The organism is Weissella sagaensis (assembly GCF_010306265.1).
GTDB lineage: Bacteria > Bacillota > Bacilli > Lactobacillales > Lactobacillaceae > Weissella > Weissella sagaensis.
The window spans coordinates 165,655-181,696 of record NZ_BLKA01000001.1; the positions used below are offsets into that span (position 1 = coordinate 165,655).

A 16,042-nucleotide genomic window follows, 5' to 3' on the forward strand; every position below is an offset into this window, starting at 1 on the left:
TACTTTTCTCACAAAAAGTACCTCTTTAACTCATTAAAAAATAAGTTAGACGATAACGAGTCTACCGTAACAATTGCTTACACAACCATTAATGCTCCGAGTTCATCTTCATTTTTCTTGCTTCAGGTTTTCTCAACTACCAACCGTCTCTGTTCAAGCTAAGCAAAAACTACTCTTCTCTTCATAGCTTTTTCTAATCATTATTTAATGAAATATTACGCGTTTTCGGAAATTTTTTCAAGATGTTAGTTAATGATATCCATTGATTAGTTTTCTGATTAAAAAATAAATTCATAAATAATAAAAATATATTAACTTCCTATCATCTAGAAATCACAAGAATCATAGTGACTAGCCAATGCTTTTTTATCAGGATAATCATTTTTATTTTTGGGTAATTGTAACGAAATACCATTATATTTCCCATAAACAGAATTTATTAATGCAGGGGATACCTCAACAATGTATTCATCATTAATTCTAATAAGTTTTTTATCAAATAGTAAATGTAAATCACTTCTTAATAACAGTCCATTCTTGCTCACATTAGTTTCTTTGCCCATATACGGGGAAATATGTGCTGCTTCTAACACTGACTCAACATTCACTTTAGAAATCACACATTTTTCATCATAAATGCGCAATAATTTATTACGAAATGAGACTTGACCTTGACGAATTATAATAGCTCTTTCTTGTTTCTTTCTAGCATCTACAATATTTTTAAAATTAAATTCTTCCTTTACTGTAGCTTCATTGCTAAAAGTTAATATATCTTCTATTTCTGATTCCGACTTATCCATATCGATTAGTTTTTCATCATTTGCAATTTGAATAATAAAAAATCCGTCATACCATGACAAAATCATACCAATAAAGAATTTATATATATTTTGTCCATCTTTTTTTCCTTCTTGTTGTATGACAATACCTATTGGAATTTTTTTATTCATATTTTGTGTTAATGCAATATTTGTTGCTAAATTAGCTTTATCATGAAAGATACCATTATCTTTAGTCGATTGTTGATGATACAAAAATATTCCTATTTTATCTTTATTTGTAATGATTTCAGAATCCTGATATGGTCCTTTAAGAGTCTGTTTTATAGAAGTTGCAAAATCATTATCCTTAGCTTTAAATATTCCCATTGCCGGACTTACAATTGAATTATTTTTACTAGTTTTTTTGCTTTTTGGTAGTTTTCCTAATGTACCATGTCTATGCTAAAACCATTCCAAAACATCTTTTTGATCATTTTCTAAATTTTCAAGATACCTATAAATATTTTGCATTGTATTTCCCTATACTGTCTGACTAATCTTATTATCCATTATAAGTACAGTATAAACTATTTTGTTAATCCCATTAACTTTTCCCGCAATATATCATTCACTGCATAAATATATAATCCATGCACGCCACGTGTTAACAAGACATTAACAACGTTCTTTAAATATGTTTTATTTTCAGCAGTATTATAAGTGCCCTTTATTTTGCGAATTTTTTGATGGTCCATTGATTTATCAGCATCAATATCAAGAGCATTATTTTCTTCATTCCATACTACAGACGGTCCAAGAATAACCCCTACATAATTTAAATCGATACCTTGGACTGTAAAATCACTACCTATTTCATAAAGACTACTCTCAATTTCCTGCCACGGAATTTGCTTTTTTTGTGCTTCTTCTACTTCCGGTAACTCTAAGTTCCAAGGGACAACTTCGTCCCCAAATGTCACATTCCAAAAGCGATTGCCATTCTTTGGCCTTGAACCTTGTGAATATTTCCAATCATAAGTAGCCACCATTCTACTTAAACCGTTATTTTGATTTTTTATTTCTATTGCTTTTCTAAATGCACCTCCATCATCAAAAAATTTAATCTCATAACTTTTATCCTTAGGTATGGTAACTAATGAGTTTTTATCAAAATGTGCTAAATTTTGAATCCATTCGATGGTATTTTGATTTGCATTAATACGCCATTGCTCATCTAAATTAACCATAACAGTCTTATCACCATTCAAAATATCTATTAACTTATCATTATCTGCTACTTTTGATCTAGCCGATACAAGTTGATTAGAATCATAAATTAAAACTAATGTTTTAGCTAATTTATGTAATGCAATCAGTTCTGGGACCCACGTCTCTGCTTTAGCACGACTATAATTTCCACTCCACAACAAATGTGCTTCATCCACCAATAAAATATCTACTTTATTTCCTTTATTAACAAATGTCGAAACATCCATTACCATATTTTTATCCATATTAAGCTTTCTGGCAATTTGCTCATATGTCCGACGCTGTTGTTCATGCCTTACTAACAATGCCACTGAAGATTCATGACTTGTTTTCCCTTCATTTTCTATAACTTTTACCGGATTTTTCCAAAAACCGTAGAATAGTTGGGACATCAATACTGTTTTTCCTGATCCAGCAAGTCCTTCTATTTTAATAACCGTATTATCACTTATTTTATTCAATGTCTCACTAATTTTTTGAGTAATTATCTCTTTTGCCTCTAATTGTTTTAGACTTAGTGACTTAAAAGGACTATTAGCAAATAGCGCTGAATTGTGTACTTCTTCCAAACTAGATACAACATTTCTTCGCCTTAACTGTTCCCAAATTTCAGGGAAAATTGCTGTTCTATACGCATTTCGCTCATAAAAATCCGCTGATAAGCCGTTATTACGACCATTATAAATTTTAGAAAACTTTGGATCACCTAATAATGAATCCATAAACATTTGCTCTAATTCTAAAGTTGCTGATTTATTAAATTTTGAATGCCCTACAATATACAATATTTCTTTATTATTATCAGCATCTTTTTTAATTTTATTCAACTTGTCATTAGTCGCATTTAAGTGCTCATTTGTTCTTCTCACGATCGAACTAGCTTCACCCACGTATGCTAGTTGCTTAACCATGTTACTGTATTTATTGCGCTGTTTTCCTACTCCTAAATAAAGTGTCGGAAAATTCATTAATACTTTAGTATTTTCATATTTTTGAAAATCATCTATTCCTCTCTTAGAATAATCAATTTCTTCTATCATTAGATTATCATCACTTAAAAATCCAAATAATGATAAAATTTCTGCAGCATTAAAATCCAATATTTTAAAATACTTAGCTATTAAATTATTAGGTATTGCGCGTTTATTATTTTCCCAATTCTGCACTGCTTGCCGTGTAACATTTAATTTAATCGCAACATCATCTTGAGTAAGTCCTAATGTAATTCTTTTTGATTTTATTAAATTATATATTTCCATATTTTAATTATCGCAAAACAAAAAAATATACAAAGCAACAATATGTTGCTTTGTATATCAACCAAATAGGTATTTAAATTTTGCCAACCCTTCAGTTACTTACTATAAACTTACCGATACACACTAATTAATTTTTGTAACTCTTTTTGTGCATCACTATCACCTGACACAACAAAACTCTGATCCGGATGGTAATCACTAGCTGTACCATCATCACTGTATTCACCGAATCCAGTTGTTAAACTAACTTGTCCATCATTTGTTTTTAGCTCATAAACTTTACCGTTGTCGCCAAGAATATATTTTGTAATTGGTTTACTCATATCTGCCTTGTCTGAATAACCACCCGCTGTTGATTCAACAATATCATTTTGACGCCCAGTTGCACCATCTTTCATCGTTAAAAATACCGCACCGCCAATGATGTGAATGGGAAATGCCGTTGGCCCCGGATTATTTTCATCTTGCACTTGCATTTGCCCATCTGGCGTATTGGCGTACCAATCACCTCTTCCAGCGGCACCATGACCAAAGTAGTAATCGTTCACGGCCATATTACCAATAGTTGCCCGTCTATCAGCCCAGTTTAAAAACGCTTCATTGATTTCTTGTTTTTGAGCATCTGTTAATTCAACGAGTTGTGTATCTTTAACAGACGACTGACTACTACTAGTATCTAAGTCACTGGTTGTTTGATTACTAGATGAACTTTCCTTATCTTTTTTATCCTTTAACACTTTATTATCAATACCATCTAATTTTTTGGACATCGATTTTGTTTTAGCTTGCTCAGCTTTTAATGTTTTATCTTGTGTTTGTTGATGGGCGTAAACGCCACCTACACCAATGCCAATAACTGCTACAATACCAATGATACCTACCCAAACGCCTTTACCCATGACCTAATCCTCCCATACGTTTTATACTAACCGATATTATAACATTTTGTTATACACAAAAACTTCTAGAACAACAAAAAACTCCCAAGTCGGTAAAACCAACTTGAGAGTTATTTTTATATTCGGATCTTGAACAATCCCATAAAGTGTAATAAGTAAATATTAACGCTTTGAGAATTGTGAAGCCTTACGAGCTTTCTTAAGACCTGGCTTCTTACGTTCCTTCTTACGAGGGTCACGAGTAAGTAGACCGGCCTTCTTCAATGAAGCGCGGAAGTCAGGATCAACTGTCAATAGGGCACGGGCGATACCGTGACGGATTGCACCAGATTGACCTGAGAAACCTCCACCGTTAACGTTAACCAAAACGTCGTAGTTTCCTAGAGTTTCAGTAACGTTAAATGGTTGCACCATAACCTCACGCAAGTTAGCGAAAGGAATGTATTGTTCTGATGAAAGACCATTGATCGTAATGGCACCGTTACCAGGTACTAGACGTACACGGGCAACAGAGTTCTTACGACGGCCAGTTCCAGAGTATTGTACTTGAGCCATGATTAAACTATTCTCCTTTCGTTAAATTAAATAAGGTTGGTGATATCCAACACTTCAGGGTTTTGAGCTGCGTGTGTGTGCTCTGAACCAGCAAACACGTGTAGCTTCAAAGCTTGTTGGTGACCAAGAGTACCCTTTGGCAACATACCTTGAACTGAAAGTTCGATCAAACGTTGTGGGTTCTTCTCGCGCAAGTCACCTGCTTGACGCATCTTCAAACCACCAGGGTGATTTGAGTGGTGGTAATAAATCTTATCAGTAGCTTTCTTACCAGTCAAAGCAATCTTACCAGCATTGATAACGATAACGTTATCACCAGTATCGATGTTTGGTGTATAAGTAGGCTTGTTCTTACCACGCAAGATTGATGCTACGACAGTTGACAAACGTCCTAATGCAATATCAGTTGCATCAACGATGTACCACTTGCGATCGATCTCACCTGGCTTTGCCATATAAGTTGTACGCATGGAAAATTTCCTCCAGTTTTCTGTTTGTTTACTTTACCAATAATTAAAAAAGTCGTACCAGGACATTCCCATTTGCGGTTGGTAAACAATACCGAATACTATATTATCTCCTTTTAGATAAATAGTCAATGGAATGGCCTTGACAAGTTTGCCTTTTTTTAATATTTAACGTCCATTAAATATAATCCTTGTGCTGGTGCAGTAAATTGCGCTTGTTGACGGTCTTTTACTGCAAACAAGCGTTGGATATCATCGACTGGTCGAACACCATTACCAATCTCTAATAAGACACCAACCATAATGCGAATTTGGTTATATAAAAAGCCATTTCCTGAAAATTCAAACCAAATTTCATCCTCTTCAGGTTTAAGCCACATTTTTGCAGAATACACTGTTCGCACGGTCGTTTTTTGCTGGAAGCCTGAAGCAACAAAGCTTAACCAATCATGCTCACCAACATAATCCCCAATTGCTTGTTGCATAAGTTCTGGTTTCAAACGACGATGCCAATGGCCCGTATAATTCCGCTTAAAGGGGTCGATAAATTCAGTTGTTGAAAAACGGTAAAAATATGTTTTATCGTGGGCACTATATTGTGCGTGGAAGTTCTCTGACACCTTTTCAACTTTTTTAATGCCGATATCATACGGTAACATCGTTGAGAGCCCTTTACGGACAGCCTCAGCAGGAATATCGAATGGTAAATCGAAATGGGCCACCTGCCCTTTAGCGTGCACACGAGCGTCGGTACGCCCTGATCCTTGTACCCGAATATGCTCAGCTGGGTTTTTAGCCATCTTATTAACGACTAATTCCATTTCAGCTTGCACCGTCCGCTTATTTGGTTGGACCTGCCAACCATAAAAATCCGTCCCATCATAAGCAATGGTTGCTTTATAACGTGGCATGTTTAATCCTTTCTACATCATCCAACGAGTTGCAATTAAAACAACTGTAAAGATAATAAAACCAATAATCGCAACTGTATCTTGTCGATGCCATGTTAGTACACGATACTTTGTTCGTTGATCACCACCACGATAACCACGCGCTTCCATTGCATCCCCCAACTCAATTGCTCGTTTAATAGCATTCACAAACAACGGAATCAAAAGTGGCACGAACGACTTAATACGTGTCATTAAACTACCTTCATTAAATCTAACGCCACGTGCACGTTGTGCATTCATAATACTTTGTGCTTCATCCATTAGTGTTGGCACAAAACGCAACGCAATGGATAGCATCAAAGCCAACTCTGAAACAGGTAAGCCAATTTTTTTAAATGGTTTCAACAAGCTCTCCATCCCATCAGCAACAGCTAGTGGTTGTGTTGTTAAAGTTAAGATTGTTGAAAACATGATAATAAGCATAAACCGAACAAAGACAACAATACTGTTAATTACCCCATCAGTGGTAATTTTAATAAACCACCAATGAATTAGCACATCACCCGTTTGCACGAAGAACAGTTGGAATAGTGTTGTAATGAGCATCAATAAAATCAATGGCTTAACACCACGAATAAAGACACCAACACCTAAACCAGTTAACATAATTGCCAATAAAGTAAAAACCGTTGCAAACGCATAGCCAATTACATTATTCGCAAAAAAGATAACAAAAATAAAAGCAATACTCAAAACGAGCTTGGTCCGTGCATCTAAACGGTGAATCCAAGAATCACCCGGCATATAACGGCCGATAATCATATTACTAAACATGATTTGCCTCCCTTTTTAGCTGCGTAGCTAACTGGTCAACTAGTTGATCGATATCCAGCACATCATGTAATTGCACACCCTTTTGGGACAATGCATCAGCGAATTGTTTAGCCGCTGGTACATCTAATTGTTTTTCACGTAACCATGCTTCATCAGCAAAAATAATTGCCGGCGACCCTGACTTAACCACCGTCCCATGCTCAAAGACAACCACATGGTCAGCATATTGCGCCACGTATTCCATTTGATGTGTAATCAATACAACTGTCATTTTCTTTTCTTTTTGTAAATCCGTAAACAACTGCATTAATTCCTGTTGTCCTTTTGGATCCAAACCAGCCGTTGGTTCATCTAAAATCAATAAATCAGGTGACATAGCAATCACACCAGCAATCGCAACACGACGCATCTGGCCACCAGATAGTTCAAATGGTGAACGTTCATACAATTCACGTGCAATTCCCACTTTTGCTAAGGCAACTTCAGCTGATGCCTTAGCAACTGCTTCGGAAGCACCAAAATTTTTAGGGCCAAACATCACATCTTTTAAAACTGTTTGTTCAAACAATTGTGCTTCAGGAAATTGGAAAACTAAGCCAATATGTGAGCGTACTTCATTTAATGCCTTTAACTTTGTATCTGCAGTAATCACTTGATTCCCAATTGTAATAGTCCCAGTCGTTGGTAGCACAAGTCCATCTAAATTTTGTACCATGGTTGATTTACCAGATCCGGTATGTCCAATCACAGCGGTAAACTGGCCTTCTGGAATATCAAAAGATACATCATGGATTCCAGGTGTTGCAAACGGCGTATTAGGCTGATAGGTAAACCCTACTTGGTTGAAATTGATTGCCATAACCACGTCACCAATCCTTCCGTTGTCAAATATTCATCAGGAACTGTAATTCCCCGCTGCCGTAATTTTTCTTTCAATTGTTCTGCAAATGGCACGGCTAAACCAAAACGACGTAATTGATCTGCATTTGCAAAAATTTCTGATGGCAAACCCGTTTCAATTAATTCACCATCATTGATGACCATTACGCGCTCTGCACTTGCCGCTTCATCAATGTCGTGGGTAATCGAGATAACCGTTAAGTCATCCCCCATTCGTGCTTTTAAATCACGAACCAATGCAATCATTTCACGACGGCCTTTAGGATCTAACATAGCTGTTGCTTCATCTAAAATTAATATTTTGGGCTGTAACGCCAACACTGAAGCAATGGCAACACGTTGTTTTTGGCCACCTGATAGTCGTGCCGGTTCACGATCAGCAAAAGGCATCATTTGTACCTCAGTTAGTGCATCGTCAACCCGTTTCATCATTTCTTCACGAGGAACACTACGATTTTCCATCCCAAAAGCCACGTCGTCTGCGACCGTTGCCCCAACAAACTGATTATCGGGATTTTGAAAGACCATGCCAACCATGTCACGAATGGTCCACATATTTTCTTCGTTAGCGACAACATCATTAATTTTAATTTCACCTTTAGTTGGTGCTAATAGATAATTTAGTAGTTTTGCAAAAGTTGATTTACCAGACCCATTATGCCCAATAATCGCAACCCATTCACCTTGATTAATTGTTAGTGACAAATCATGCAAAGCCAGTACATCACTATTTGGATATGCGTAATCTACATGCGACAACGATATAATTGGCGTCATGTTCGCGCCTCCTTTTTGTTTTCTCATAACTATTATCATAACAAATTAATAACCAATATGCTTTGAAATGTGTCATCTCATCTTATTTTATCAGGCATTATTTCGTTTGACACGTGATATTGCCACGACTAAAATAAAATTATCAATCAATCGTTTTTAACTAGGCTTATTCCTAGTTCACAAGGAGACCATAATGTCAGAAATCGACCTTAGCCGTTCAGCAGATTATCGTAATGTTACCGACTTTTATAAAGGTAAAACAGATGACGAAATTCGTACCGCTCTTGATATGCAACGTGGTGAAATGGTTTCAATCATGCAAAATCTAAGTCACGACTTTAATAAAGCATCTGCTGTTCGCAATAGTAACGCATTTGGTATGCGTAAACTTATTTTCTTGAACCCTGAAAACCCGGCCATTCCAGATGCGAAAGAAGGTATTAAAAAATGGGATCGTCGCGGATCACTGGGTACTCAAAACTATGAGCATATTGAACATCATCGCATTATTGATTATCCTGCTATTTTTAAGCAATTACATCAAGAAGGTTATACAATTTATGCTATTGATAACACACCAGGCTACAATCCACAATCATTATATGACGTAAAATTCCCTGCCAAATCAGCCTTTTTATTTGGCGAAGAAAAGCTTGGCCTTGCTGATGACTTAATTGCTGCTGCTGACGCCATGGTTTACATTCCCCAATATGGTAGTGTTCGTTCGATAAACGTCGGCGTTGCCCATGGCGTTATTGCCGCATTCTATGCATCACAACATCAACCACATGCCTAACTAAAAAGAGCGAGACAAGAGTCGTTTTGAAGCCGGTGTGTAACATGATTGGCGTAATTTTTGGCCGTAGCAACGCGAAGGACAAGGATTACGTTAATCACATTATATTGAGGCTTCAGAATTTTTGAACGCGTTTATGCCATAAAACCTACAGGCTTATAATTAATGTATTTTTAACTAAAAAGAGGCTGGGACAATTTTTTGTCCCAACCTCTTATTTTTTTACAATTAATTACTTACGCATATCGTTGTAACGTGAACGAGCCTTACCATACCATGAGTTAGCCAAAGTACGTTCTAGAACTGGTGTTACCCAGTAGTCTAATCCAATCGTACGACCAGCCCCATTCATCAATGCTAGTGATGCAAATGGAATCAACAAAGCAGCAACACTAACCCCTGATCCAGCAAATACCATTACCAAACCAAAGATGAAACCGATGAATGCTGATAATGAAGTCAACAAACCAAAGGCTAGCAACCAACCAATAATTGTGGCAAGAATACCAGCACCACCACCAAGAGATGCTCCTAGTGAGATCCAAGTGATTCCCATAACAATACGCAAAGGTACTGCCCACAAAACGTTACCAACACGTGAAGTCCAACCAAAGAATGGATTACGTCCATTTGGTGTACGGAAGAATTCATCCAATGAGTATTGGAACATGTGGTAACCACTTGTGATTTGCATGAAGAAGTAGAAATTAATAATGTGCTTGAACATGTTAGCAATGAATCCAGTTACAGGAATACCTTCCTTACCAAGCTTCATGTTACCAAGTTGTTGTACGACACCTACTGTGTAATGTGAACCAATTGATACAGCATAACCTTGGTAGTGACCCTTAAATTCATGACGATCACCAGTTTGACCAGTAACATCATAAACAACGTTAGGGACAACTGTATTGGCAGCTGATTCTCCACCTTCAACAGTTTGTGGTGTCCAACCAGCACGTGGGTTATCAGGATCAGCCAAAGCAGGTTCTTGATAAGCAGCCACGTCACCAGCAACATAGATATCTTTTTCACCCAAAGCACGTGAGTACTCGTCAGCCAAGAAACGGCCACCAGGGCCTTGTTGCAAGCCCCACTTAGCACCTTGTGGCTTAGCCTTAACACCAGCAGTCCATACCAAAGTTTCAGTAGGTACTTCTGTACCATCCTTCAATAGTGCAGCATGTTCTTTAACTTCAACAACACCAGCTGATTTACGCAACGTGATACCGTGGTTAATCATGTATTGTTCACCCTTATCAGCCAACTTACGGTCTGAAAGCATGTTCAAAATTGTTGGCACAGCTTCAATAACTTCCAACTTGATTTCTGATTCATCCAAGTTGTTATCACGTGCCAATTCACGACGTTGTTCAATCAATTCACCGGCTAATTCGACACCAGTAAATCCTGATCCGACAACGGCAATTGTTAATTTAGCAGCACGGAGCTTTGGATCTGACTCCATGGCACCTTCGCGAATAACATTTTCAATATGTGCACGAAGCTTGACAGCTTCTTCAAATGACCACAATGTGTATCCATATTCTTCAACACCTGGTGTACCAAATGTGTTCGTTGTACCACCAGTAGCGATAACTAGCTTCTCATATGTAAATTCACCTTCTGATGTCTTAACGACCTTTGCAGTCTTGTCGATATCTTCAACATTTGCCGTGACAATCTTCACATTTGATTGGTGCTTAAATAGCGTACCTAAATCAAATTGAACGTGTTTTGGTTCAACACGCTTGGTAGCAACTTCATGCAATTCAGTCATATAAGTCATAAATGAATGACGATCAATCAAAACGATTTGATAATCAGTATTCTTTAACTTTTTAGCCAACTTACGAGCAGCAAATACACCAGAAAAGCCGGCTCCTAGTACAACAATGTTCTTACTAGACATTTAAAAATTCTCCTCAATAAAAATTTCTACAACACAAATAAATTTATAAACCCAACGATACATTGTATCGTTGAAAAGCTTATTTGTAAATATTATCACTTAACCTTAAATACGGTTTGCCCAAGATTAAATATTTCACCAATTCCATTATAGCAACTTTAAGGAAAACAATCACAAATTAGTCATATTTTTTTTAAATATTTTTGAAACTAGGCATATAAAAAAGCACATTAACGAGGTTAATTCCTAATTAATGTACTTATACAAAGGCTATTTTCCTAACATACCATCGTGAATTTTATCAATATTCCACTTTACCATGTCGTAATAAGTGTCACCTTGTGTGCCTTTCTTAGCCAAAGAATCAGTATAAATCTTTGAATAAATTGGCAAGTTAGTTTCTTTTGCCACTTGTTTCATTGATTTTGGTGAAACTGAACTTTCCACAAACAATGACTTTACATCCGAATCATCAATTTTAGCCAGCACTTGTTTCATTTGTTCTGGTGTTCCTTGTGCTTCAGTATTAATTTCCCAGATAAAAGCTGGTGTAATACCATATGCTTTTGAGAAGTATTTAAAAGCACCTTCTGATGTTACAAGTAAACGTTGTGCAACTGGGATATCTGCAAATTTATTTTGTGCTTCGTTATGCAAAGTTTGTAATTTCTTCACATAAGCATCTGTACGTTCTTGATATGCCTTAGCATGCTTAGGATCTTTATCTTGTAGCACACGACTAATCAACTTGACATATTTAACACCATTACTCAAGTCTAGCCAAGCATGTGGATCTGTTTCATCTTCTTTACCTGATTCAGTTAGATACATTGGCTTAACACTTTTAGATGCTGCAAAGACTTCTTTATTATCTCGCTTATTAGCAGTCTGTGTTAATTTATTAAACCAACCACTACCACCTGTTTCAAGATTTAAACCGTTATGGAATAAAACATCTGCTTCAGTTGCAGCTGCAATATCATTAGTCGTTGGATCATATTCATGTGGGTCAGTACCACGTTTCACGATACTATAAACCTTAACGTCTTTACCACCAACTTGTTCAACCATATCTTCTAAAATCGAATTGGTTGTCACAACCCTTAATCGACCACTTTGTGTGCTTGATTGTTCATCTCGACTTTTAACAAACCATACGACACTTCCACACACCATCAAAATAATTAATAAGGCGATACTAATCTTCTTTAACATGTTTTACTCCTAGTTTGGTGATAAATCCTTGCTTGGGGGCAATAATAAACGACAATAAGAATATAATGGCAGCGACTAACACTATTACTGGTCCTGACGCCCAGTTCATGGTATAAGACAAATACAAACCAATAATCGATGCCACTGCACCAATCGTTGATGACAAAATCAACATAAATGCCAAACGATTAGTCCATAGGAACGCTGTTGCAGCCGGTGTAATTAACATCGCAACAATCAAAATAATTCCCACAGTTTGTAATGCTGATACCGTAACCAACGTTAAAATAATCATCAAACCATAATGGATAATACTCGTATTCAACCCATATGATTTTGCAAAAACTTCATCAAAAGATGTAATTTGTAATTCTTTAAATAACAGCACAACAAATATCACAACAATTGCTAAGACAATAACCGTTGATATTAGGTCTTTATCCGATACTGCCAAAACGTTTCCGAATAAAATATGATGCAAGTTGGTTGACGACTCTGCCATCGAAATTAAAATAAATCCTAATGCAAAAAATGCTGAGAATACAATTCCAATAGCGGTATCATTTTTCAATTTACTATTAGTTGCAACAAACCCTATTAGTAAGGCGGCAATGACACCAAAAACTGTTGCACCAATTAATAAATTAATGCCCAGCATGTAAGCAACAGCAACACCTGGTAAAACAGAATGCGAAATAGCATCTCCCATCAACGACATACCACGTAAAATAATAAAACTACCGATAATCCCAGACATAATTCCTACCATAATGGCAGCAATTAATGCACTTTGTAAAAAATTGTAACGGCCTAATGCCTGCATAAATTCTATGATACTAGCCATATTAAGCACCTGCTATCTTATTAAACAATACGGCACTTAAGTCAGCTGAGAACGCTTGTTGCATGTTCTGCTGTGTATAGACCGTTGCAACGGGACCATGCACAATAACACCATGATTCATAATTAATAAATCATCAAAGTATGCCGCAACCTTATTCAAATCATGATGGACAACAATAATTGACTTACCAGCATCACGCCAACCACGAAGTACATTCATAATCTCTTCTTCAGACTTCATATCAATCCCAACAAACGGCTCGTCTAATATCACCACGTCCGCTTGTTGTACGATTGCCCGTGCCACAAAGACACGCTGTAATTGACCACCTGATAATTCACCAATTTGTCGTTGCTCAAATTCAGTTAAATTAACTTGTTGCAATGCATTTCGAGCAGCTTCCTTTTCCTTGCGACCAGGGCTTTTGAATAATCCTAACTTCCCATACGTACCCGTTAAAACCACCTCAAAAACACTGATTGGAAAGGTTAAATCAAGCGCTGCACGCTGCTCAACATATGCAATTTTTTGCCGAACGCGATTAACCATAACCCCATCTAATGTTGTCTGGCCCGAATGACGAACTAAACCGAGAGCACCCTTGATAAGCGTTGACTTTCCCGCTCCGTTTGGACCGATAATTCCAGTAATCCTACCAGGTGCAAATTCGACCGATAAATTCCTAAATACAGGCACATTGCTGTAAGCGACCGTTAAGTCGTTGATTTTCAGCATAAATATGTCTCCTATTCTATTTTTTGTTGTCGTTAAAAATATTTTTTCATAACGCAACTTAATCATCATAATAAATTTCATGAAACTAATCAATATATTTTATTAAATGAAAAATATTTGTAACTAAGTGTCATCCTTGTAAAGGAAATTTTTACGAACCGTTAATTTAGGTATTAAAAAAAACAACCAATATATTTATCATATTAGTTGTTCATCCTGACCTTATTTAGCTAATTCTTGATAGCTTTGTCGTGATAATTGTTCAATTAAATCAATACCATTTTGTTCTGTTGTATCACCATTCGTTAATATAGCAATAACATAATCAACTTTTTTGGTCTTAATATGTCCTAAACTATTAACCATCCAGCCATCGTCGTCATCTGGTAACCACCCATTTTTTAGTGAAATTTCAGCATTTTTTGGTACGCCAGCACTCACACCCCAAGCTTGATCATCATCAATTTGACTCATTAAACCCTGTGCATAGTGTTGTGAATCCTTGGACAACACATCACTCTTATAAAAAATATGACGTAATAATTTAATCTGATCTGGTGCTGTCGTTGTTGAATATCCCCACGCTGTTGGATTCATTTTTGAATTATTCATGCCCAATGTTTTAAATAAATTATCTGGTGCTTGATACCCACCCATTTGGTACAATAAATTCGTTGTTGCATCATTATCACTAGCTGTAATCATACTATTCGTTAATTCTTTTTGATTATCTGTTAAGACCGTTTGTGCCTTCTCATTTTCTAATAACAACTCAGTTAAAACAGATACTTTAACTGCACTTGCCATTACAAACTTATTCGTTTGACTATGGCGGGTTGTGATTAATTTTTGTGTTTTATTGTTATAGATAGCCACGTCAACATTTACTGATTTGCCTTTTAATGTTTTTTGCCATGATTGTTTTAAAGTTTTTTCATGATTAACAAATCCTAATTTTGGTGCAACTGTATCCACAATTTTCTCACGTTGTGTCCACAACAACGCACCTAAAAGAATGGTCACAATACCGACAATCAGCATTGCTAACCTTTTTGATTTAACAATTTTTGAATTTTGGTTATTTTGACGTAACCCTCTTTGATTTTTATTTTTCATAACTAATAGTATACGGTATTAACCTTTAAATAAAATAACAAATTTATTATATTTAATCGGCACAATTCATATGAATGCACTGTTTAACTGACAAAGTTGTAATTCTGTCAATTAGGTTTCATGGCCTTCAACACTCACAAGTTTCTTACCTGCTTCATAACGATATTGTCTACTTTTCAAAACGTGTTGGTCACTCAAATGTTGGTATGACTTTGAAAATATATTCTCACATGCTTAAAGAAAAAGAAGAATCTCAATCTAATTTAACTAAAAAATTGCTACAAAAAACCGCCATTCATAAGTTCCGGTGACCAAAAGTGACCAGAATACCTATAAATAGCGGTTTAATAAGACTTTAATTACTTTACAGTAACAACGGCACCAGCTTCTTCAAGCTTTGCCTTCAAGTCGTTAGCATCGTCTTCTGAAAGACCTTCCTTGATAACTGAAGGTGCATCGTCAACAAGACCCTTAGCGTCCTTCAATCCCAAACCAGTTGCTTCACGAACTGCCTTGATAACCTTAACCTTAGCTGAACCAGCTGAAGTCAATTCAACATCAAATTCAGTCTTAGCAGCGGCATCTCCACCAGCTGCACCAGCAGCTGCAACAGGGGCAGCAGCTGAAACACCAAACTCTTCTTCGATAGCTGAAACCAAGTCAGCCAAGTCCATAATCGTAGCTTCCTTCAATGAAGCAATGATTGAATCCTTATCAAATGCCATGATAAATAATCTCCTCTTAATATTTGCGTTAATTGCAAGTTTAATTTATGGGCAATGCCCGTTTAAGATGCGAAACTAAGC

The 16,042-nt window shown here is 36.4% G+C and carries 16 protein-coding genes; 1 reads left to right on the top strand and 15 read right to left on the bottom strand.

The features are described from left to right. Positions 1 to 326: 326 nt before the first annotated feature. The 9 genes from G7Y65_RS00810 to G7Y65_RS00850 all read right to left on the bottom strand — a co-directional run bounded on the left by G7Y65_RS00810 (position 327) and on the right by G7Y65_RS00850 (position 8,617). Entirely contained in the window at positions 327 to 1,151 is an 825-nt protein-coding gene (locus G7Y65_RS00810) for an HNH endonuclease (protein ID WP_137600407.1), read from the bottom strand. Positions 1,152 to 1,351: 200 nt separating this feature from the next. Then, on the bottom strand, positions 1,352 to 3,292 hold the full coding sequence (locus G7Y65_RS00815; protein WP_165314481.1) for a DNA/RNA helicase domain-containing protein: 1,941 nt from the start codon (positions 3,290 to 3,292) through the stop codon (positions 1,352 to 1,354). A 110-nt stretch (positions 3,293 to 3,402) separates the two neighbouring features. Continuing rightward, positions 3,403 to 4,191: a hypothetical protein gene (locus tag G7Y65_RS00820; RefSeq protein ID WP_042491783.1), complete on the bottom strand. Its 789-nt coding sequence runs from the start codon at positions 4,189 to 4,191 to the stop codon at positions 3,403 to 3,405. Positions 4,192 to 4,353: 162 nt separating this feature from the next. Further along, a complete protein-coding gene (rpsI, locus tag G7Y65_RS00825) occupies positions 4,354 to 4,746 on the bottom strand; it encodes a 30S ribosomal protein S9 (protein ID WP_042491785.1) in 393 nt (130 codons plus the stop codon). Positions 4,747 to 4,772: 26 nt separating this feature from the next. Continuing rightward, positions 4,773 to 5,216 (bottom strand): 50S ribosomal protein L13, encoded by a 444-nt coding sequence (gene rplM / locus G7Y65_RS00830; RefSeq protein ID WP_042491786.1) that lies wholly within the window; start codon positions 5,214 to 5,216, stop codon positions 4,773 to 4,775. Between the two features lie 158 nt (positions 5,217 to 5,374). Continuing rightward, positions 5,375 to 6,124, bottom strand: coding sequence for a tRNA pseudouridine(38-40) synthase TruA (truA, locus tag G7Y65_RS00835; RefSeq protein ID WP_042491787.1), 750 nt, complete (start codon positions 6,122 to 6,124; stop codon positions 5,375 to 5,377). Positions 6,125 to 6,136: 12 nt separating this feature from the next. After that, positions 6,137 to 6,940 (bottom strand): energy-coupling factor transporter transmembrane component T family protein, encoded by an 804-nt coding sequence (locus G7Y65_RS00840; protein ID WP_042491788.1) that lies wholly within the window; start codon positions 6,938 to 6,940, stop codon positions 6,137 to 6,139. Then, positions 6,933 to 7,799 carry an energy-coupling factor transporter ATPase gene (locus G7Y65_RS00845; RefSeq protein ID WP_042491790.1) on the bottom strand — a complete coding sequence of 289 codons (867 nt, stop codon included), beginning with the start codon at positions 7,797 to 7,799 and terminating at the stop codon, positions 6,933 to 6,935. Before G7Y65_RS00845 ends, G7Y65_RS00840 begins: the two co-directional genes overlap by 8 nt. Further along, entirely contained in the window at positions 7,775 to 8,617 is an 843-nt protein-coding gene (locus G7Y65_RS00850; protein ID WP_042491792.1) for an energy-coupling factor ABC transporter ATP-binding protein, read from the bottom strand. Before G7Y65_RS00850 ends, G7Y65_RS00845 begins: the two co-directional genes overlap by 25 nt. A 193-nt stretch (positions 8,618 to 8,810) precedes the next feature. Between G7Y65_RS00850 and G7Y65_RS00855 the strand changes: the two genes are divergently transcribed. Continuing rightward, positions 8,811 to 9,413 carry a TrmH family RNA methyltransferase gene (locus G7Y65_RS00855; protein WP_042491794.1) on the top strand — a complete coding sequence of 201 codons (603 nt, stop codon included), beginning with the start codon at positions 8,811 to 8,813 and terminating at the stop codon, positions 9,411 to 9,413. Positions 9,414 to 9,645: 232 nt separating this feature from the next. Here the strand turns inward: G7Y65_RS00855 and G7Y65_RS00860 are convergent, their stop codons facing one another. The 6 genes from G7Y65_RS00860 to rplL form a co-directional block, all read right to left on the bottom strand. Further along, complete coding sequence (locus G7Y65_RS00860) at positions 9,646 to 11,325, bottom strand: NAD(P)/FAD-dependent oxidoreductase (protein ID WP_042491795.1); 1,680 nt, start codon at positions 11,323 to 11,325, stop codon at positions 9,646 to 9,648. A 270-nt stretch (positions 11,326 to 11,595) separates the two neighbouring features. Next, positions 11,596 to 12,540, bottom strand: a complete 945-nt coding sequence (locus G7Y65_RS00865) for a metal ABC transporter solute-binding protein, Zn/Mn family (protein ID WP_165314482.1) — start codon at positions 12,538 to 12,540, stop codon at positions 11,596 to 11,598. After that, positions 12,524 to 13,384 carry a metal ABC transporter permease gene (locus tag G7Y65_RS00870; protein ID WP_165314483.1) on the bottom strand — a complete coding sequence of 287 codons (861 nt, stop codon included), beginning with the start codon at positions 13,382 to 13,384 and terminating at the stop codon, positions 12,524 to 12,526. The genes G7Y65_RS00865 and G7Y65_RS00870 overlap by 17 nt, the downstream gene beginning before the upstream one ends. A 1-nt stretch (position 13,385) precedes the next feature. Next, positions 13,386 to 14,120: a metal ABC transporter ATP-binding protein gene (locus G7Y65_RS00875; RefSeq protein WP_165314484.1), complete on the bottom strand. Its 735-nt coding sequence runs from the start codon at positions 14,118 to 14,120 to the stop codon at positions 13,386 to 13,388. Positions 14,121 to 14,342: 222 nt separating this feature from the next. Next, on the bottom strand, positions 14,343 to 15,236 hold the full coding sequence (locus G7Y65_RS00880) for a serine hydrolase (protein ID WP_052348366.1): 894 nt from the start codon (positions 15,234 to 15,236) through the stop codon (positions 14,343 to 14,345). A gap of 359 nt (positions 15,237 to 15,595) precedes the next feature. Further along, the gene (gene rplL, locus G7Y65_RS00885; protein ID WP_042491800.1) at positions 15,596 to 15,961 is read right to left on the bottom strand and encodes a 50S ribosomal protein L7/L12; all 366 of its coding nucleotides are present in this window, start codon (positions 15,959 to 15,961) and stop codon (positions 15,596 to 15,598) included. Positions 15,962 to 16,042 lie beyond the last annotated feature (81 nt).